Origin of the sequence: Vibrio sp. 2-Bac 85, assembly GCF_037546705.1 — a bacterium.
In the GTDB taxonomy this organism is placed as follows: domain Bacteria; phylum Pseudomonadota; class Gammaproteobacteria; order Enterobacterales; family Psychromonadaceae; genus Psychromonas.
Genome location: NZ_JALAAB010000018.1, coordinates 19925 through 36782 on the forward strand (window position 1 = coordinate 19925; position 16858 = coordinate 36782).

At 37.6% G+C, this 16858-nt stretch carries 14 protein-coding genes; 7 read left to right on the plus strand and 7 right to left on the minus strand.

What is annotated here, in order from left to right; translation table 11 throughout:
- Nucleotides 1–104: 104 nt before the first annotated feature.
- Genes MT390_RS16190 through MT390_RS16200 form a run of 3 tightly spaced genes read left to right on the plus strand, consistent with a single transcriptional unit; the run spans nt 105 to nt 3263 of the window.
- Nucleotides 105–308, plus strand: coding sequence for a DUF1656 domain-containing protein (locus MT390_RS16190; protein WP_166372209.1), 204 nt, complete (start codon nt 105–107; stop codon nt 306–308).
- A 5-nt stretch (nt 309–313) separates the two neighbouring features.
- Nucleotides 314–1174 (plus strand): efflux RND transporter periplasmic adaptor subunit, encoded by an 861-nt coding sequence (locus MT390_RS16195; protein ID WP_499442126.1) that lies wholly within the window; start codon nt 314–316, stop codon nt 1172–1174.
- Between the two features lie 16 nt (nt 1175–1190).
- Nucleotides 1191–3263, plus strand: coding sequence for an FUSC family protein (locus MT390_RS16200; RefSeq protein ID WP_499442200.1), 2073 nt, complete (start codon nt 1191–1193; stop codon nt 3261–3263).
- A gap of 181 nt (nt 3264–3444) precedes the next feature.
- On the opposite strand, the gene MT390_RS16205 is transcribed toward MT390_RS16200, so the two are convergent.
- Complete coding sequence (locus MT390_RS16205) at nt 3445–4368, minus strand: HPP family protein (protein ID WP_499442127.1); 924 nt, start codon at nt 4366–4368, stop codon at nt 3445–3447.
- A 282-nt stretch (nt 4369–4650) separates the two neighbouring features.
- On the opposite strand from MT390_RS16205, the gene nfsA reads away from it, so the two are divergent.
- Complete coding sequence (nfsA, locus tag MT390_RS16210; protein WP_499442128.1) at nt 4651–5373, plus strand: oxygen-insensitive NADPH nitroreductase; 723 nt, start codon at nt 4651–4653, stop codon at nt 5371–5373.
- A 178-nt stretch (nt 5374–5551) separates the two neighbouring features.
- Here the strand turns inward: nfsA and MT390_RS16215 are convergent, their stop codons facing one another.
- The 5 genes from MT390_RS16215 to MT390_RS16235 all read right to left on the minus strand — a co-directional run bounded on the left by MT390_RS16215 (nt 5552) and on the right by MT390_RS16235 (nt 11460).
- Entirely contained in the window at nt 5552–6235 is a 684-nt protein-coding gene (locus tag MT390_RS16215; RefSeq protein ID WP_499442129.1) for a response regulator, read from the minus strand.
- 11 nt (nt 6236–6246) lie between these two features.
- Nucleotides 6247–7860 carry an ATP-binding protein gene (locus MT390_RS16220; protein ID WP_499442130.1) on the minus strand — a complete coding sequence of 538 codons (1614 nt, stop codon included), beginning with the start codon at nt 7858–7860 and terminating at the stop codon, nt 6247–6249.
- A 322-nt stretch (nt 7861–8182) separates the two neighbouring features.
- Nucleotides 8183–9691 carry a tripartite tricarboxylate transporter permease gene (locus MT390_RS16225; protein WP_499442131.1) on the minus strand — a complete coding sequence of 503 codons (1509 nt, stop codon included), beginning with the start codon at nt 9689–9691 and terminating at the stop codon, nt 8183–8185.
- 14 nt (nt 9692–9705) lie between these two features.
- Complete coding sequence (locus MT390_RS16230; RefSeq protein ID WP_499442132.1) at nt 9706–10194, minus strand: tripartite tricarboxylate transporter TctB family protein; 489 nt, start codon at nt 10192–10194, stop codon at nt 9706–9708.
- A 279-nt stretch (nt 10195–10473) separates the two neighbouring features.
- Nucleotides 10474–11460: a Bug family tripartite tricarboxylate transporter substrate binding protein gene (locus tag MT390_RS16235; RefSeq protein ID WP_499442133.1), complete on the minus strand. Its 987-nt coding sequence runs from the start codon at nt 11458–11460 to the stop codon at nt 10474–10476.
- A 466-nt stretch (nt 11461–11926) separates the two neighbouring features.
- Here MT390_RS16235 and MT390_RS16240 point away from each other — a divergent pair, with 466 nt between their 5' ends.
- Nucleotides 11927–12244 carry a hypothetical protein gene (locus MT390_RS16240; RefSeq protein ID WP_299665866.1) on the plus strand — a complete coding sequence of 106 codons (318 nt, stop codon included), beginning with the start codon at nt 11927–11929 and terminating at the stop codon, nt 12242–12244.
- A gap of 293 nt (nt 12245–12537) precedes the next feature.
- Here the strand turns inward: MT390_RS16240 and MT390_RS16245 are convergent, their stop codons facing one another.
- A complete protein-coding gene (locus MT390_RS16245) occupies nt 12538–14082 on the minus strand; it encodes a methyl-accepting chemotaxis protein (protein ID WP_499442134.1) in 1545 nt (514 codons plus the stop codon).
- Nucleotides 14083–14436: 354 nt separating this feature from the next.
- Between MT390_RS16245 and MT390_RS16250 the strand changes: the two genes are divergently transcribed.
- Nucleotides 14437–15339 (plus strand): LysR family transcriptional regulator, encoded by a 903-nt coding sequence (locus MT390_RS16250; protein ID WP_499442135.1) that lies wholly within the window; start codon nt 14437–14439, stop codon nt 15337–15339.
- Between the two features lie 362 nt (nt 15340–15701).
- Entirely contained in the window at nt 15702–16421 is a 720-nt protein-coding gene (locus MT390_RS16255; RefSeq protein ID WP_166373128.1) for an SDR family oxidoreductase, read from the plus strand.
- The last annotated feature ends 437 nt before the right edge of the window (nt 16422–16858 follow it).

Below are 16858 nucleotides of genomic sequence, written 5' to 3' on the forward strand. Positions count from 1 at the left end.
GATAGTCTTTTTAATCAATGTAATACTTAACCAATTTAATACTTAACCAATTTAGTACTTAACCAATTTAATACTTAATCAATGTGATAATAGGGTATTTATTTATGCTTCAAACTGTAGTGTTAGGTGGAATGGAGTTTAGCCCTTTGGTTATCTATATTCCGATTGCTTTTATCTTATCTGCATTAACTCGTTTTGTTTTACATCGTCTAGATTGGCACGATCGTATTTGGAAAGTCGCCTGGTTTGAAGTATCTCTTTTTGTATGCTATTTCGCCTTAACTGTATATTTACTGAGTGGAAGATAAACATTATGACAAAATATCTACGTATTCTTTTTACCCTTGCTGTTGTGATCATGGCGGTATTTGCAGGGCGTTGGGTTTGGACTGATTATATGCATACACCTTGGACTCGCGATGGACGTGTTCGAGCTGATATTGTTACCGTCGCAGCTGATGTTTCGGGGTGGGTAACAACACTCAATGTTAAAGATGGGCAATTAGTTAAAAAAGGCCAATTACTGTTTAGTGTTGATAACAAACGTTACCAAGCTGCTTTAGAAAAAAGCAAAGCGAACACCGAAGGTGCATTGTTAGCGTGGGAACTAGCTAAGCATAAATACAATCGCCGCGAAGCATTAAACAATCAAAAAGCAATCAGTGAAGAAGGGTTAGAGCTAACGCGTATCAATAGAAATATTGCCAAAGCGAATTATGACTTGGCTAAAACAGAGCAAGCTTTAGCACAATTAAACGTTGATAGAACAGAAGTTGTTGCTCCAGTATCAGGCCAAGTCATTAATTTAAATTTACGTCAGGGGAATTATATCGGACAGGGAGTATCTGTTTTTGCGATTGTAAAATCTGATTCATTTTATGTGACAGGTTATTTTGAAGAAACTAAAGTGCCGCTTATCTATGAAAATCAAGAAGCCCAAATAGCATTGCTCAGTGGTGGCAAAAAACTAACTGGTCATGTTGTGAGTGTGGGCAAAGCGATTGCTAATACCAATACACAAAGTAACAGCCAACTTTTACCGCAAGTTCAACAAACGTTTAATTGGGTACGTTTGTCACAACGTATTCCCATTGATATTCAATTAGACACATTACCAAAAGATATTCAGCTGAGTGCCGGTATGACAGTGACTATTCATCTCACGACAGACTAAGGGGAATAACTTGGGCGTGGTGCTACGTAATTTGTTTTTTCCTAAAAAACAGGCCGTTATTTTTGCGATAAAAGGTGTGATTGCGATGTCGATGGCATTATCGATTGCAATGGCGCTGAACCTTGACCGTCCGTATTGGGCATTAGTTTCTGCTATTTTTTTACAGTTGCGCCCAGAAAGTGGTCTGGTGATTGAAAAAGCGCTTTGCCAAATAGTAGGCACCATTATCGGTGGTTTATTTGGCATATTATTATTAAGCCAGTTGATGTCATATCCTTATTTAGCATTAGGTGTATTGGCCATTTGGTTAGGCTTAAATTCTGCTTTATCCGCTATGGTACGACAAGCAAACTTTGTTTATGCCTTTGCAATGGCTGCTGTGACTGCGGAAATTATTGTTCTTCTAGTGATGGTGAGTCCTACAACTGTTAGTAGTGCAGGTATATTTGAAATAGCACAAGCGCGCATGAGTGAGATTATCATCGGGTCTATTTGTGCTGGGATTGTCAGCCATCTATTCTGGCCAGTAAAAATAAAAAACTCGTTACAAATTCAAGCTAGATCGGTGATCAACCAAACCTTAGATTATTTAGTGTCTGAGCTAGACACTAAAGGAACACATGAAAAACGCCATACACAAATAGATGGCGTAATGGTTACCTTAGGGGTTATCAATGATGATTCAAGTGCTGTGCGTTACGAAGGCCCAAAAGGTCCAGGGCGATCAAGAGCGGCAAATCAACTTGCGCAAAAAGTATTGTCGTTACTGGCTTTAATTCAAATATTTGGTCGTTTGCAACGTAATCACTCTGATCTCATCACTGCTGATTTAGCACAATTGTTTAACCGATTAAAACAGGTGCTAGCGAGTATTGCTGCATCTGACAACTATGCGTTTTGTGCTGAGGAGGTTAAAGCCTTTCGTAGGGAACTGACAGAATGGCGAGTAAATAATGCCTTTGAAGCCCCTTTTGAGTCACACATGTTTAATGTCGCCTTAGATATCACTGGGGATTTAACCATTTTATTGCGTGCCTATAAAGCCTTACAAGAACGTGATAAAACATTGTTGAATGCGCCAAGTATGTTGACTTATAGAGATCCGTTAGCAGGAATTATTGTTGGTTTTAGAACTTCATTAGTATTTGTGATTGGTGCATGTATTTGGATAAGTACAGGTTCATCGGCGGCATTGATGATCATGATTTTACCCGTCATATTTTCTATTATGTTAGCGCGAATACCTTTGGCTATTTTACGTGTGGTTATAAAACGCTTGTTAGTTGGGGTAGTTGCCGCTTCTGTGGTCACTATCTTTTACGCTCTTAATTTACTCGCGCAGAGCGGTGGGCAGTTAGAAATATTATTATTGGTGTTAGCTGGACCCTACTTTTTAGGGCTTTTGCTAATCGCTGATCGCGAAACACTACCTTACGGTTTAGGGTTTTGCATTCCATTTTCAATTTTAGTTCGCCCCAGCACTGACATGAGCTTAGCTTTTACAATCGATTATACATTAAGTGCTGCGATGGCTATTTTTGCTGGTGTTAGTATTTTGTTTTGGATTTTTCACTTATTTACAGGGCCGAGCATTCAGTTATTAGTTAGCCGAGTTTTTAAAGCGACGCATAAAGATTTAATGGAGATAGATAATCAGAAAATGCCAGCCATATGGTACAACCGTCGAATGTCAGATAGATTGTTAAGGTTAATTAATTACGATCAAGGATCTCATTCTCGTGCTATTACCGATCTTGCTTTAACTGGGCTTAATTTAGGTCATGCAATGGTTCGAGTGCAATCAATATGTGAAAACTTAGTGGGCAAAAAATCAGTCAGCAAAAACTTAGTGGACGAAAGGTTGGAAGGCAAAAATTTAAAGTATTTAAAAAAATGGCAATACAAACTAGCAGATGCTTTTTTATTAGCGAGCCAAGGCAAGTGTAATGACGATTTTAAACAAGCTTCTGATTTATTGCACCAAGAGCTTGTTGCTGAAGGGCATGATTCTGCTCAAATAGACGCGATTAAAGGCATGTTTATACGTATTAATCTCACCTTAGAAAGAAGCGCCGGTAAAATAAAGTAGTTGCAGAAATTTAAACATTTCTCGCATTGGTGGTGTAAGTCTGAGTAGCATTTATACAAAAATTCTAAATGCTACCTTTATTAAATGTACTATTTTCTAAAGCAGTACTGCCAAAAGCTACTATTGAAATATTACTCTTCACAAGGAATTAGTAGGTAAGTGTTATTGTGTTCTATAGCTCTCAAACATTCTTTGAGAGTATTTTTTGTTTAGGTCGCATTTTTTCATTCGCCCACTCTGCAAATTCTTGTAAAGTGCAACTATCTGTCGAGCCTTTTCTTTCACCATCTGCAATGCGATATATGACTAGATGCAGAGAAGGATTTGCATGTTCACGTTGGTCGATGACTTGACGTACAGACCACTGTCTTCCTGGTTTGCTATTTGTATAGAAAGCACCGAGTTCGAGCACAAACTGCGTGATTAATTCTTCGTGATAAATAGCGTCGGCTAAATCAACAATATGCTTTATTTTTTCATCACTTGCATCAATAACCAGATCTGAACGCCTTATTGCTTCATGGATATGCTGCATCTTGATACGGCGAGTATCTGGATGATACCCCACACTTTGATAGTGCATAAAGCTTTGTGGGTAACGCCTCCAGTGGAATAGATTATTAAAAAGCATCGCCACGGAAAGCAATATAGCGCAATTAATTAATGTTGGCGTAATCACATACCAATAACCTAAGTCATGTATGGCGGGTCCTCCTATTACAGCCGCTAAGGCTGTTGCACCACCTGGAGGGTGTAAGCTTCGCGTGAGATGCATGACCAAAATAGATAAAGCGACGGCTAATGAGGCAGCTAAAAAGGTAGCGTCTATAAATTTTGCACAGGTTACACCTACAATCGCTGAGAAAAGGTTTCCTGCTAAAAAAGCCCAAGGCGTGGAAAGCTGACCGTGGGGGACGGCAAAGAGCAATACCGCTGCAGCACCCATTGAGGGTAAGATAGCCACAGAACCTGCGGCACCAGTAAAATAGATTGTTGTATAAAAACAACAAAAAATGGCTAACATTCCACCAATTGTTGCCACCGTCTTTTCAGAATTAACTACGCTACTTTGAAAGCCTAAAAATCGAATAACTATTTGAATCATTTTTTATCGCTTATACAATTTATGTAAATTTAGCATTTTATTTCTCGATTATTAAGCCGAAAAATTTCATGCTAGATGATAAAGTAAATCATTCAAGCTGCCTACAGCAAAATAATTATTAATGGGCGGTTAGTGTTTTGATACTTAATGGTATTCTATTATCTGTATTTTAATGTTTTACTCGAGCCATTAAGAGTACATTGCATCTTTTATTACAACCTCATATTACAATCTTATATTGCATCTTATAACTTCAATTATAGCGACAAGGATTACTGATTTATGAACAAAACTATTGAGACGATGTTAAACCATCGTTCGATTCGTCAATATACGCAACAGCCGATACAGAAAAACCAACTCGACAGTATTATTCAAGCTGGATTAGCCGCTTCTTCCTCGAGTATGCTACAGGTTGTCTCTATCATTAGGGTGACAGATAAAAGTAAACGTAAATTACTAGCTGAGTATGCGGGTAATCAACCCTACGTTGAAAACGCGCCTGAATTTTTAGTATTTTGTATTGACTATCAACGCCATGCGACGATTAATCCAGATGTGCAAGCCGACTTTACTGAGCTTACGCTTATTGGTGCAGTTGATAGTGGCATCATGGCACAAAACTGTTTATTAGCCGCTGAATCATTAGGATTAGGTGGTGTATATATTGGTGGATTACGTAATAAAATACAGTTGGTGGATGAGTTGCTGGAGCTACCTCAAAATACATCGGTATTATTTGGCATGTGTTTAGGTTACCCAGCACAAGACCCTGAAATTAAACCGCGTTTACCCGCTCATGTTATTATGCACGAAAATCAATATCAGCCACTGAAGATGGATGATATTAAAGATTATGATCAGGTGATACACAATTATTATGCAAGCCGTTCGAGTAACCAAAAGCAAAGTACTTGGTCTGAGCAAGTCACTGGACAATTATCGAAAGAGTCACGCCCACATATCCTGCCATATTTGAATAAAAAAGGGCTTACAAAGCGTTAGGTTTTAACGTAATTGGACGTTGTTGTTTTCAGTGATTGAAGTGATTGCAGATTGTGAATTGATATAAGGTTTAACCTTTAACCTTTAACCTTTAACCTTCAGCTTTAAGTGCGGCCCTGAAATAGGGCTGTTAGGTTGAAAGTGGCGCTGGTGATTATGATTATCCACACTCTGTCAATCACTTCACATACACTCTTTCTGGTCGTCCGACTTTTCCATATTCATTTTCTGCTCTTAATAAACCATTGGCTGAGCAGTATTCTAAATAGCGACGAGCGGTTGTTTTGCTAATACCTGTCTCTTGGACTAAACGATCAACAGTAAATTTGACACCCACATTTTGAGAAAACACACGTTTAATCGTTTCTAAAGTGATGCTCTCTATACCTTTGGGTAGTAATTGCTGGTACTTGTCACGCAGTTGAATATTAAAGAGTTCATCAATGTGTTTTTGCTCAAGATTATCGTATGCGTTCATCGCTGTATTAAGGGTTAAGTAACGATTAAGTGTTTGTTGTAATCGTTCGTATGAAACAGGTTTGAGTAGGTAATCAAAACATCCCAGTTTCATTGCAGTTTTAACGGTCTCAATTTCATCTGAAGCGGTAATTAATACAACATTTGTTTTGTGGGTCGTTTTATCGGCAATTATCTCTCGGAATAAATCGATACCGGTGCCATCTGGTAGATAGTTATCTAAAATGATTAGCTTTGGTTTATGTACTTTTACCATGGTTCTAGCCATTTGCAGGTTTTCTGCTATCCCAATGGGATTAAAACGCGGAGTTTGGCGTAAAATTTGGCTGTGAATCTGTGCAATTTTTGCATCATCTTCAACAATTAATACATCAATTAAGTCCATTTTATTTACCTTTAACGTTTATTGGGGATAAAAACAGAGAAAATACAACCTTGAGGTTCAGCATTATCGACGATGATAAAGCCATTGGCATGAGTGACATAGCGCTGAACTAAATATAAGCCAATACCATGATTGTGGCTGTCTTGTTTATTGGTAATGCCTTTTTTCCATATGTCATCGATTAAGTGAGGCTTTATACCGGTGCCGTTATCAGTTACTTCAATCACTAAATCGTCTCCTGAGTCAGTAATTAAAACTTCAATAATACGATTGCTAGAAAGGTTCTGCTGAGTTGCATCAAAGGCATTATCAATTAAATTGCCGAGTATTGCACAAAGTTCAGTTTCGCTTAGTGTTGAATTAAGTCGATGTAACTGGCAAGTAGGATCAAAGCGCAATGATATATTCAACTCTTTGGCGCGTAAAGATTTACCCAGCAATAATCCCGCGATTTGAGACAAGTGAATATGCTGGTGGATAAAATCTAATAATTCTTGTTTGCTGTTATTTTCTTGCGCAATAAGTTGTTTTACTTCATCTAATCTGCCCATTTCAATTAGCCCCGAAATAGTCGCTAAGCGATTAGAAAATTCATGCTGTAATACACGTAAGCTTTCGCTGTGTTGTTGAACTTGGGTAAGCTCGGTGGTGAGGGAGTCAATATCACTTTTTTGTCGAAAACTAACAACCCAGCCAATAAGTTGATCTTGTTTGAAAATAGCAATTCGATTAGCGATTAAAGCGTGTTCATTCAAACGGATCATTTCATCTTTGATATTTTCATTCAGAGGATGGCGAAAAAAGAACTCTGAGTTTGAAACAAATTCAATAATTTGCCTAGTTTTTAGGTACTTAATTTGATGTTCAATACCCAATAGTTGAAGTGCCGATTTGTTAATGGTCAGAAAATAACCTTCACGGTCGATGGCAATTAAGCCTTCGTAAACTGAACTTAAAATCGATTTTTGTAAGTTAAGCGCAAGTGCAATTTGCTCTGGTTCCATGTCATTCATTTGTTTTTGAATATGGCGAGAGAACCCCCAGGCAGCAAACAAAGTCAGTACAACAATACTAAATACTTCGATAAGAAGCGGTGTCATATACACATCAAGCCATTGTTGAAAACGATTCAATAAATAACCAACCGAGACAACCCCAATAACATTATGATTACTGTCAAAAATAGGCGTTTTGCCTCGCACGCCATAACCTAAGCTGCCTTCCCTTAACGAGACATAAGATTCGCCACGTTCTAATACTCCGGCATTATCACCGCCTGTCATGGGCAGGCCGATACGTTCTTCTACTGGATGTATTAATCGAATGCCATTTTTATCACCGATCACAATAAAACTGGCATCGGATATGGTGGATAATCGATCGATATTTATTTTTAAGGAAGCAAGATCTTTTACTTGAATTTGTTTGATTAGTACGGGATCACTGGCAATTTCTTTAGCCTGAACGAGCGCCCGAGTACCAACTTGATGCTTAATCGATTCGTATAAGGTGCTGTCGAAATGCCATACCATGACGGACATTTGCAGCATTAACAGCCCAAATAGTAATAAGAATACTTTTATACGAAAGGTTAATTTAGATAAAGAAGAAAGGTTTCTTTTCATAAAGGCTAGTCGCTGTGCGTGTAAAGAGTGGATTGTGTGTTACTTCCTATAAATTAAGCATTGAGAGCATCCGCTTGATTAGCATTAGGTCTTTTTTTTGGTAAAAGAAGGCATTGAATTTGTTACGTAGCCAATAATTTAGGAGCCTATAATGAAACAACCCAAATAACGCAAGCCATTGTAACTTACATTATTTGGGATTAAAGAATCATGATGGTGAAATATGCTGCAGAGTACTCTTTTTCACAGAGCAATATTAATAACAGACATATCTCATGTTTTACCTTTTATACAGATGAGTGATGAGCGCTGAATGATTAATTTAAGGAGTCACGATTTTCTTTTCGATTCTTTTAGCGCGAATCGCACCAATAATAGGTAACAGTACCGACAGTAATGTAACCACTAGTAACCCTTGAGCGATACTAGAATCCATAAAAGTACTTAAATCTTGATTCGAAATTCTATATCCCTGACGGAATGACTGTTCCATTTGTCCACCGACAATAGCCGCTAAAATCATTGGCGAAGTAGGGATGTCTGCACGAGCCATGATCACACCTGCAACACCTAAAATTATCAATATATAGAAATCAACAACGGAAGCACTTATCGCATAACAACCGACAAAAGCTAAGCTAAGCACAATTGGATAAAGTACTTTAGGCGGAATGGCTAATAAGCGCACCAACACACCAGCAAGTGGAATATTAACAATAGCAAGTACCACATTGGCAACAAACATACTCGCGATTAAGCCCCAAGCTGTATCTGGGTGTTGAGCGAATAATAAAGGACCTGGTTGAATACCTAGCATCAATAACGCACCCATCATTACAGCTGTAGTACCTGACCCTGGTACACCAAGTGATAGCATTGGGATCATCGCGCCAATAGATGCTGCATTATTGGCTGACTCTGGCGCTGCTAATCCTTCAATGGCACCATGCCCAAATTCACTTTTATTTTTAGATAATTGCTTTTCATTGTTATAACACATAAGCGATGCCATGGTGCCACCGGCGCCAGGAAGTGCACCAATGATAAAGCCAATTGGCGCACTGCGAAGGATTGGCCATTTTGAACGTTGCCAATCTTCTTTACTTATCCAAATTTTCTTAAATTTAGTTTGTGCTTTTTTAGTGCCTTCACTCAATGTACGGAAACTTTTAAATACTTCTCCTAATGCGTAAATACCAATAATGACGACTAAGAAATCGATTCCAGTTTGCAGTTCTAATACACCAAAAGTAAAGCGTTGTAAGCCCGATTGTCCATCAATTCCAACGGTCGATATCGCTAACCCGATACACATCGATAAAAAGCCTTTTAGCATATTACCTTTGGACATAGAAACGGTCATAGAAAGTGCTGCGACCATTAATAGAAAGTATTCAGCAGGACCAAATTTGATTGCTAACCCAGCAACTGGCTCGGCCATTAATGTCATTAATACTGCAGCAATGGTGCCGCCGATTAATGAAGCAATTGCAGAGATCGCGAGCGCCGCTTCAGCACGGCCTTTCATTGCCATGGGGTAGCCGTCAAAAGTGGCGGCAAGTGCTGCACCATCACCTGGGGTATTGATTAAAATTGAGCTACGTGATCCGCCAAACATGGCGCCAATATAAACCCCCATCATGATGATAAGTGACGCTGTTGGGCCCATTGAAAAGGTCATGGGTAATAAAATGGCGACTCCAGTTGCAGGCCCTAGGCCGGGAAGCATGCCAATAACCGTCCCTAAAATACCGCCAACTAAGATTAAAAATAAGTAATAAGGCTGAAGAGCGACGCCAAAGCCATTCATTAAATTCGTTAAAATATCCATGGTAATGAGCTCTTTTAATTAAAAAATGGGAATGGAGGAAGATTAACTGACAGCATTTCATTAAAAGTAATGAAAATACCACCCGCAAAAATGATTGAAATTAAAGCGCTTTTTTTCCAGAATGTTTTACCACATGTCACTGTCAGCATGGAAAACATGAATAGGAAAGTACTGATTACGTATCCGGCATGTTCAAATAACATTGCATAAAGGACACAAATGATACATGTAATCGCTATTTTTCTGCGATCGCTTTTGCGTTGTGGGCTTTCATTTAATAACGCTTTAATCGCTAATAGTGAAGGCATGAAACCACTGGTGAGGATAAGCAGCACACCAATAAAAATAGAAATAGCTGAAACGGCAAGTGGTAGAAAGATAGCTTCTAATGGATTGCCAAACATTGGTTGAGGTAAACTATATGCATACCCACCGTAGGCAAGCCCAAATACGATGCTAAATAACCCTGTAAGGCCATCCCAATTGTATTTTATATTTGACATATGACACCTAAAAAATCGAGTGATTAAGTTATGCTTTTTAACCAATAATGTTGCCTATTATGGTTTTTTTTATGTGCATAATCTTAAGGGAGTAAGCTTTGCTTTTTACACAAAGCTTCATTATATTTTAAAGCGAGGCTGCGATTGATTTAGCCCTGTATTTAAACTTATTGCTTTCACTTATTACTTAAGCTTAATAACTAAACTTGGTACTTAAACTAGGCACTTAAACACGGTGCTTAAGTACCTAATTGAAAATACAGAATTTAAGTGCAGCAGTTATCGACCAAATACTTCCTTAATTAAGGTTTTATATTGCTCGTTAGTATCTGCTAAGAAGGTAGTGAATTGTTGGTTATCTTGATAAGCATTGTCCCAACCATTACGTTTTAATGCTGCTTTCCATTCTGTCGTTTCGACCATTTTTTGTAACGCATCACGCCAGTAATTTACAGCTTCTTCAGGCATATCTTTTGGACCAAATAGACCACGCCAGTTTTCAAAGGTGACATCAATGCCTTCTTCCTTAACAGTTGGAATATCAGCGATTAAGCCAGTGCCAATTCGTTTGTCGGCAGTTTGTGCTAATGCGTGTAATTTTCCACTCTCAACAAGTCCTGCAACATCGCCTAAACCTGTTGAAATGATGTCAACGTGGCCACCTAAAGCTTGCGCAATTAAGCTACCATCCTGAAAAGAGATATAATCAATTTGACGAAGGTTCTCAACACCCGCAGCTTTAGCCACTAATAAAAATTGAATGTGGTCCATTGAACCCGCAGCAGACGTACCACCAATTTTGACTGATTTAGGATCTGCTTTAAGTGCATCCATTATCTGCTTAATCGATTTGTATTTTGAATTTTCTGGCACAACAAAAGCCGCATAATCAGTGATTAAACGTGCAATAGGGGTTGTATCTTTATAACTGTATTGAGTTAAACCCGTTAAGTTAGTTAATAAAATAGGTGGCGAATAAACTGAAATAAGATCGCCTTTTCCTTTTTGTGTTTGCATGTAAGCTAAGTTCACAGCACCACCGCCACCAGGGCGATTCACTACAGGCATGTTGGACTCTACAATACCGGTATCTTTTAATGTTTTAGCCACGGTACGAATAGTTAAATCCCAACCACCACCTGCACCTGAAGGCGCTACCATATTAATAGTATGAGGTGGATAATCTGCTGCAATAGCAGAATTAGTTGAGATAAGTACTGCGGTCGCAACTACTGCGCCAGTGAATAGTTTTTTTAATTTCATCATTAACTTACATCCTTCCTTGTTTCTTAAATAGAATAAGTATTGAGCTAGTAGCTGCCCATTCCGGCTTTATTTTCTTTCTCAGAGCAGGGTTTATAAAACCTCTGCTTTATTTCTGTGTTAATAAAGTGTGTGTTATTTGTTAACTGAATTAACTGAGGTTGTAAGCATACTGATCGGTTTAATAAGTAAGTGTGAGCAGAAGCTATTTAACGTCACGAATAAATGGTGCTTATGGTTTTTATGGTGTTAATTAACAATATTTTTAAATTAAGTTATTATTTTCCTTTAAAACAATGACTTATTTTTTTTTAGTGTTTAATCAAATAGAGAGTAAGTTGTTGTAGTGGAATTGAATAAGTCATAACCGAGTTCAAATTACAGTTATTCTATTGTGGATTTTTACTGTTAAGGTGAAATTATTCTGTACAATTATCGAATCGGCATATTTATAATATGGGACTGTAATTTGAAAGAATCTGACTGGGAAATATTCAAATCTATTAAAGAGATTGCTATTGAAAAATATTGCAACTTGGTATTAGAGGCATCGCAAACGGTAATATCGAAGCAAGATGAAAGTGCACATAACAAGTACTTGTTGATCTATAAGTTGCTACAAAAAAGAGATGAGAAGATGGCTGTATTATTTGATGGGCATAGCCGTTCAAGAGCTTGGCCACAGTTGTTAGCGATTCGTTCAGAAGGGCTTGCTGACCAAACGTTATTAACAGAACTATCCGATGAGTTTCGTGAGGGAACAGATCCCCAAAGAAAGAGTTATTAATAACGAGCTGTGTTGTATATGGAGTTCGTTAACCCAGATTATGTTATTCAAAAAATGTTTTGAATAACATAATAATTATCCAGCTTATTTTGCTGATGCTAATGTTCAATAAACGGATAATTAGGTTCAAATTCATATTACTTAATTTTCACCTTACCCTTACCCACAACCATAACCCAGTTAATTCAACTGTAACTAACCATTCTATATCATTTACGAGATAGATATTAAATTAGCAAAAGCTTATTCATATGATAAAAATAAACTTTTATTTGGATCGTAATGCTACCGTTTTAAATAAATTGAGTCACTAGAACCTGTTGTTGCTCAAGTTTAAGTAATAGTCTAGTCGATAGTTGTACAGACTTTTGGCCTTCTATTTCGGTATTTCTGGACATGTCAGAAATGGCCACGATGTTGCGATTTATTTCTTCAGAAACTAAAGATTGTTCTTCTATCGCTGTTGCAATTTGTATATTTAAGTTCGATAGCTCATTGACTTGCGACGTTATATTTTCTAATGCTTCGCCCGTTTTACCATAAAGTTGCACGCAATTATCTGAGAGTAAGGCTCCTTTTTTCATTGCCGTATTTGCAAGTTTAGATTCTGATTGTAATTGTCCTAACAATTTATTAATTTCAGATGTTGATTGTTGGGTACGCATTGCAAGTGCTCTCACTTCATCAGCCACCACTGCAAAACCTCGTCCGTGTTCACCTGCTCGAGCAGCTTCAATTGCTGCATTGAGTGCCAATAAATTTGTTTGATCGGCAATGCCACTAATTTCATTCAATACTGTTTCAATAGATTGTGATGCATTAACTAACCTTAATATCGCTCGATCTACTTCATTCAACTGCTTCGCTAGCAAATCATTCGCATTGATATTTTCTTCAACTATTTGTTGCCCTTGATGACTACTTGCTAGTCCTTGCTTTGCAGATTGAGCAGAATGATCTATGACCAAAGCCAAATCTTGTATCGTTGCAGACATTTCATTCATCGCCGTAGCGACTTGCTCTGTTTCATTATTTTGCTGCGATAATATTTTTGAAATATTGGCGCCTGATTGTTCTGATTCTTTGGCCGTTTTAGTAATTTCATCTGAAACATCACAAACTCTTCCTACAATAGCTTTCAGTTCAGCTTCTCGCATGTTTAATGCCAATGTAATTGCACTGATTGCATTATTATTGCCTGCATAAATGTAGCTCATTAAGGGATTGTCAAAAACACTTTTGGCTTGTTGGATTAACTTTTTGAATTTTTTACGCCAATTATAAAAAAGCGCTGTTAATATGCCTGAAATACATAACATTGGCAGGCTAATAAGTGAGCTGATTTCAGTTAAAGCGACTATATATAAAGAGTATAGGAAGAAGGCGATAAAAAAGACTTGAAACCATAGCGTAAGGTCAATAGTGAATTTTAAAAGGAAAGGTAATTTACCCTGATTAATTTTTTTATAAACCTGCTCAGCACGGTCGACAACTTCTCGATCTGGTTTCGTTCTGATAGATTGATACTCAAAAACTTCGCCTTGTTTATTTTTGATTGGAGTGACAAAAGCATTAACCCAATAATAATCTCCATTTTTACATTGATTTTTTACTGGTCCCATCCACGATTTCCCTGATTGGGTATACTGCCATAAATCTGCAAATGCAGCTTTGGGCATATCGGGATGCCGCACTATATTATGTGTTTGTCCTTGCAACTCGTCTAAAGAGTATCCTGCAATGTCACAAAAACTCTTATTGGCGTATGTGATGTGACTTTTTAGATCCGTCGTTGATAGTAATATTTCACTTTCAGGAAACAGTCTTTCTTTATTCATTGTAAGCATCCAGCCTAAATATTTGATTAATCTTCAGGCTAGACCTAAATAGATAAAAAAGACAAAATTAATGATTGATTGCAGTCTTTTTGTAATATTTTATGATTTATATCATTATTTTTTTAGTGGTGTAGACAAATTATAACGGGTATAACACTCACTAAACACTCACTAAATACTGCTTTGAAAACCATGGCCAGTATGATGAAAAGATAACTCATCTCTGCTGGGATAATCGAAGTGAAAGCAGGCATCTTATTAACAAGTTAAGCTTTAAACTTTACAATGCTGATTTGCTTGTGCCGATTTGAAGTTGATGATTAACTTGAACATATCATTTGTTTGGAACTTACTATGCTGAATAATATTAACCTAGCCGATATTCGCTCATTTGTGCTTATTGCACAGTTGGGTAACTTTACTAAAGCAGCTGAAGCATTAGGTGTTTCTCGTTCTCATGTGTCACGTCAAATAACTGCATTAGAGAATAAAATCTCGGTTAAATTACTGACACGAACTACACGCACGCTTAAGTTGACCGTTGCCGGTGAGCAATTATTTAAACAATGTGAAAGTGCATTGCAAAATATTGATCAGGCACTTATTGCAGCGGTAGACGATACACAACAAACCCGAGGTCTTATTCGTATCAATTGTGTTGGCGGTTATATTGGCGAAGAAATTGTTGCTCGGTATATCAGTGAATTTATGGCGTTATATCCGCAAATAAAAGTTGAGTTAGATTTTAGCAGCCATCGCGTTGATTTAATCAATGATGAGTTTGATATCGCTTTTAGAATGGGGGATATTGAGGATCTCGGGTTTGTTGCCAAAAAACTCATGGATATCAATATTGTGACGCTTGTTAGTCCTGCATACATAAAAAATTATGGTAGCCCAAGCCATCCTCAAGAGCTTGCGTTACATCGTTGTTTGACTGGCTCGGTTAAGCGCTGGAGTTTTAACCGTGTAGCAAATCCAGAGCAACACTGTGATATCAATATAACAGGGCAGTTGATTTGTAAAAATGGTCATGCACTTTTGCAGGGAGCGTTGGCAGGCTCTGGTATTATCAGAGTGCCTAAAATGTATTGTGAGGAGGAAATAGAAAAGGGTGCCCTTATAGAACTACTGCCAGAGTGGCATGTACCATTGGTGGCATTTTCAGCCATTTACCACAGTGATAAATATCGCCCTAAGCGCTTACGTGAATTTATTGATTTTATAAAAAACCGTTTCGAGGAACATCTTCAGTAATTTAATCTGCAAAAGTTTCAGCTTCAACAATTCTATCTACAATAACTTCATCTACAACAACTTCATCTACAACAATTTTAGCTGCAGCAAGCCCATGTACTCTATAGCCGTTGCTCTTTCACTTATTTGGCTAGAATCTATTTTCCTCATTACTAGCTGATTTTATATTTGGATGAACACAGCATTCAGGATTAAAAGCGAGCACTACCTTTTTCAAGGATGTTTCTCGAACATGAGTCTATTGTTGCTGTACAACAACAGTATTTTAACTTCAGCCATATATATCAACATAGATTCATTTTTTATAATGTATCCATTGCAGCAAACTAGCTGTGTAGGTATAAAAAGTAATGGAGTTGAATATGAAAAAATTAGTAGTGATCACTGGCGCGAGTTCTGGTATTGGTGAAGCGATTGCACGTCGTCTAAGTAACAGTGGTCATCCATTATTATTATTGGCACGTCGAGTTGAGCGTATACAGGCACTTAACTTACCTAATACTCTATGTGAACAAGTAGATGTTACTGACAAAGCCTCATTTACCGCTGCGATTGCTAAAGCAGAAGCGACTTATGGCGCAGCTGATTGTATCGTCAATAATGCCGGTGTAATGTTATTAAGTGAACTTGATGTACAAAATCCAGAAGAATGGAAAACCATGTTTGATGTTAACGTTATTGGTCTGATGAATGGTATGCAAGCGGTATTAGCACCGATGAAAGCACGTAAAACTGGAACCATTATTAATATCAGCTCGGTAGCCGGTCGTAAAACTTTCCCAAATCATGCTGCTTATTGCGGTTCTAAATTTGCAGTACACGCTATCACTGAAAACGTACGTGAAGAAGTTGCAAGCAGTAATGTGCGTGTATGTACTATTGCCCCTGGAGCGGTAGAAACTGAGTTACTTTCACATACAACATCAAAAGATATTGTAAACGGCTACCAAGCATGGAAAGAGGAAATGGGCGGCGTGCTAATGCCTGATGATATTGCGCAGGCAGTTGAGTATGTTTATGCACAACCTCAACAAGTGTGCATAAGAGAAGTGGTGCTTGCTCCAACGATGCAGCAACCATAGTAAACAGCCGCTTGAGTTAAGTAGAATCTAAAGTAAAGAAAAATACAAAGCGGGCTATTTAATTGATGGCCTGCTTTGAACTAGCTAAGCTTAATTCGTTAAATATTCTCGTTAAATATTAACCTTAACTCTACAATGCTAGTTCTCAATTTTATCTCTCAGTTAAGCTTTATTAATTGGGACTTATTAGTTTAAGAACAGTTAATTTTTGCATCTAAATGATAACGAATATTATTACTTTGTTATTCATTACTGACTTGCACTGTCGAGTCTTTAACTCTTATTAGATATTCAAACATATAATAGGCTAATCAGTTAACTTGTTAAGTGATTACTGGCCTCTGAAGGTTGCTTTCACATTTTATTAACATTAAAATTGGCGTCGATTATAGGTTTTATTGTCTCAAATCATGGTAAATAATTTTTACATAAATATT

Bases quoted from the DNA above. Each gene is read 5' to 3' on its own strand.
- MT390_RS16230 (WP_499442132.1), bottom strand. From the start codon at position 10,194: ATGTCAAATATAAAATACAATTGGGATGGCCTTACAGGGTTATTTAGC.
- MT390_RS16225 (WP_499442131.1), bottom strand. From the start codon at position 9,691: ATGGATATTTTAACGAATTTAATGAATGGCTTTGGCGTCGCTCTTCAG.
- MT390_RS16205 (WP_499442127.1), bottom strand. From the start codon at position 4,368: ATGATTCAAATAGTTATTCGATTTTTAGGCTTTCAAAGTAGCGTAGTT.
- MT390_RS16250 (WP_499442135.1), top strand. From the start codon at position 14,437: ATGCTGAATAATATTAACCTAGCCGATATTCGCTCATTTGTGCTTATT.
- MT390_RS16255 (WP_166373128.1), top strand. From the start codon at position 15,702: ATGAAAAAATTAGTAGTGATCACTGGCGCGAGTTCTGGTATTGGTGAA.
- MT390_RS16220 (WP_499442130.1), bottom strand. From the start codon at position 7,860: ATGAAAAGAAACCTTTCTTCTTTATCTAAATTAACCTTTCGTATAAAA.
- MT390_RS16245 (WP_499442134.1), bottom strand. From the start codon at position 14,082: ATGAATAAAGAAAGACTGTTTCCTGAAAGTGAAATATTACTATCAACG.
- MT390_RS16190 (WP_166372209.1), top strand. From the start codon at position 105: ATGCTTCAAACTGTAGTGTTAGGTGGAATGGAGTTTAGCCCTTTGGTT.
- MT390_RS16195 (WP_499442126.1), top strand. From the start codon at position 314: ATGACAAAATATCTACGTATTCTTTTTACCCTTGCTGTTGTGATCATG.
- MT390_RS16235 (WP_499442133.1), bottom strand. From the start codon at position 11,460: ATGATGAAATTAAAAAAACTATTCACTGGCGCAGTAGTTGCGACCGCA.
- nfsA (WP_499442128.1), top strand. From the start codon at position 4,651: ATGAACAAAACTATTGAGACGATGTTAAACCATCGTTCGATTCGTCAA.
- MT390_RS16215 (WP_499442129.1), bottom strand. From the start codon at position 6,235: ATGGACTTAATTGATGTATTAATTGTTGAAGATGATGCAAAAATTGCA.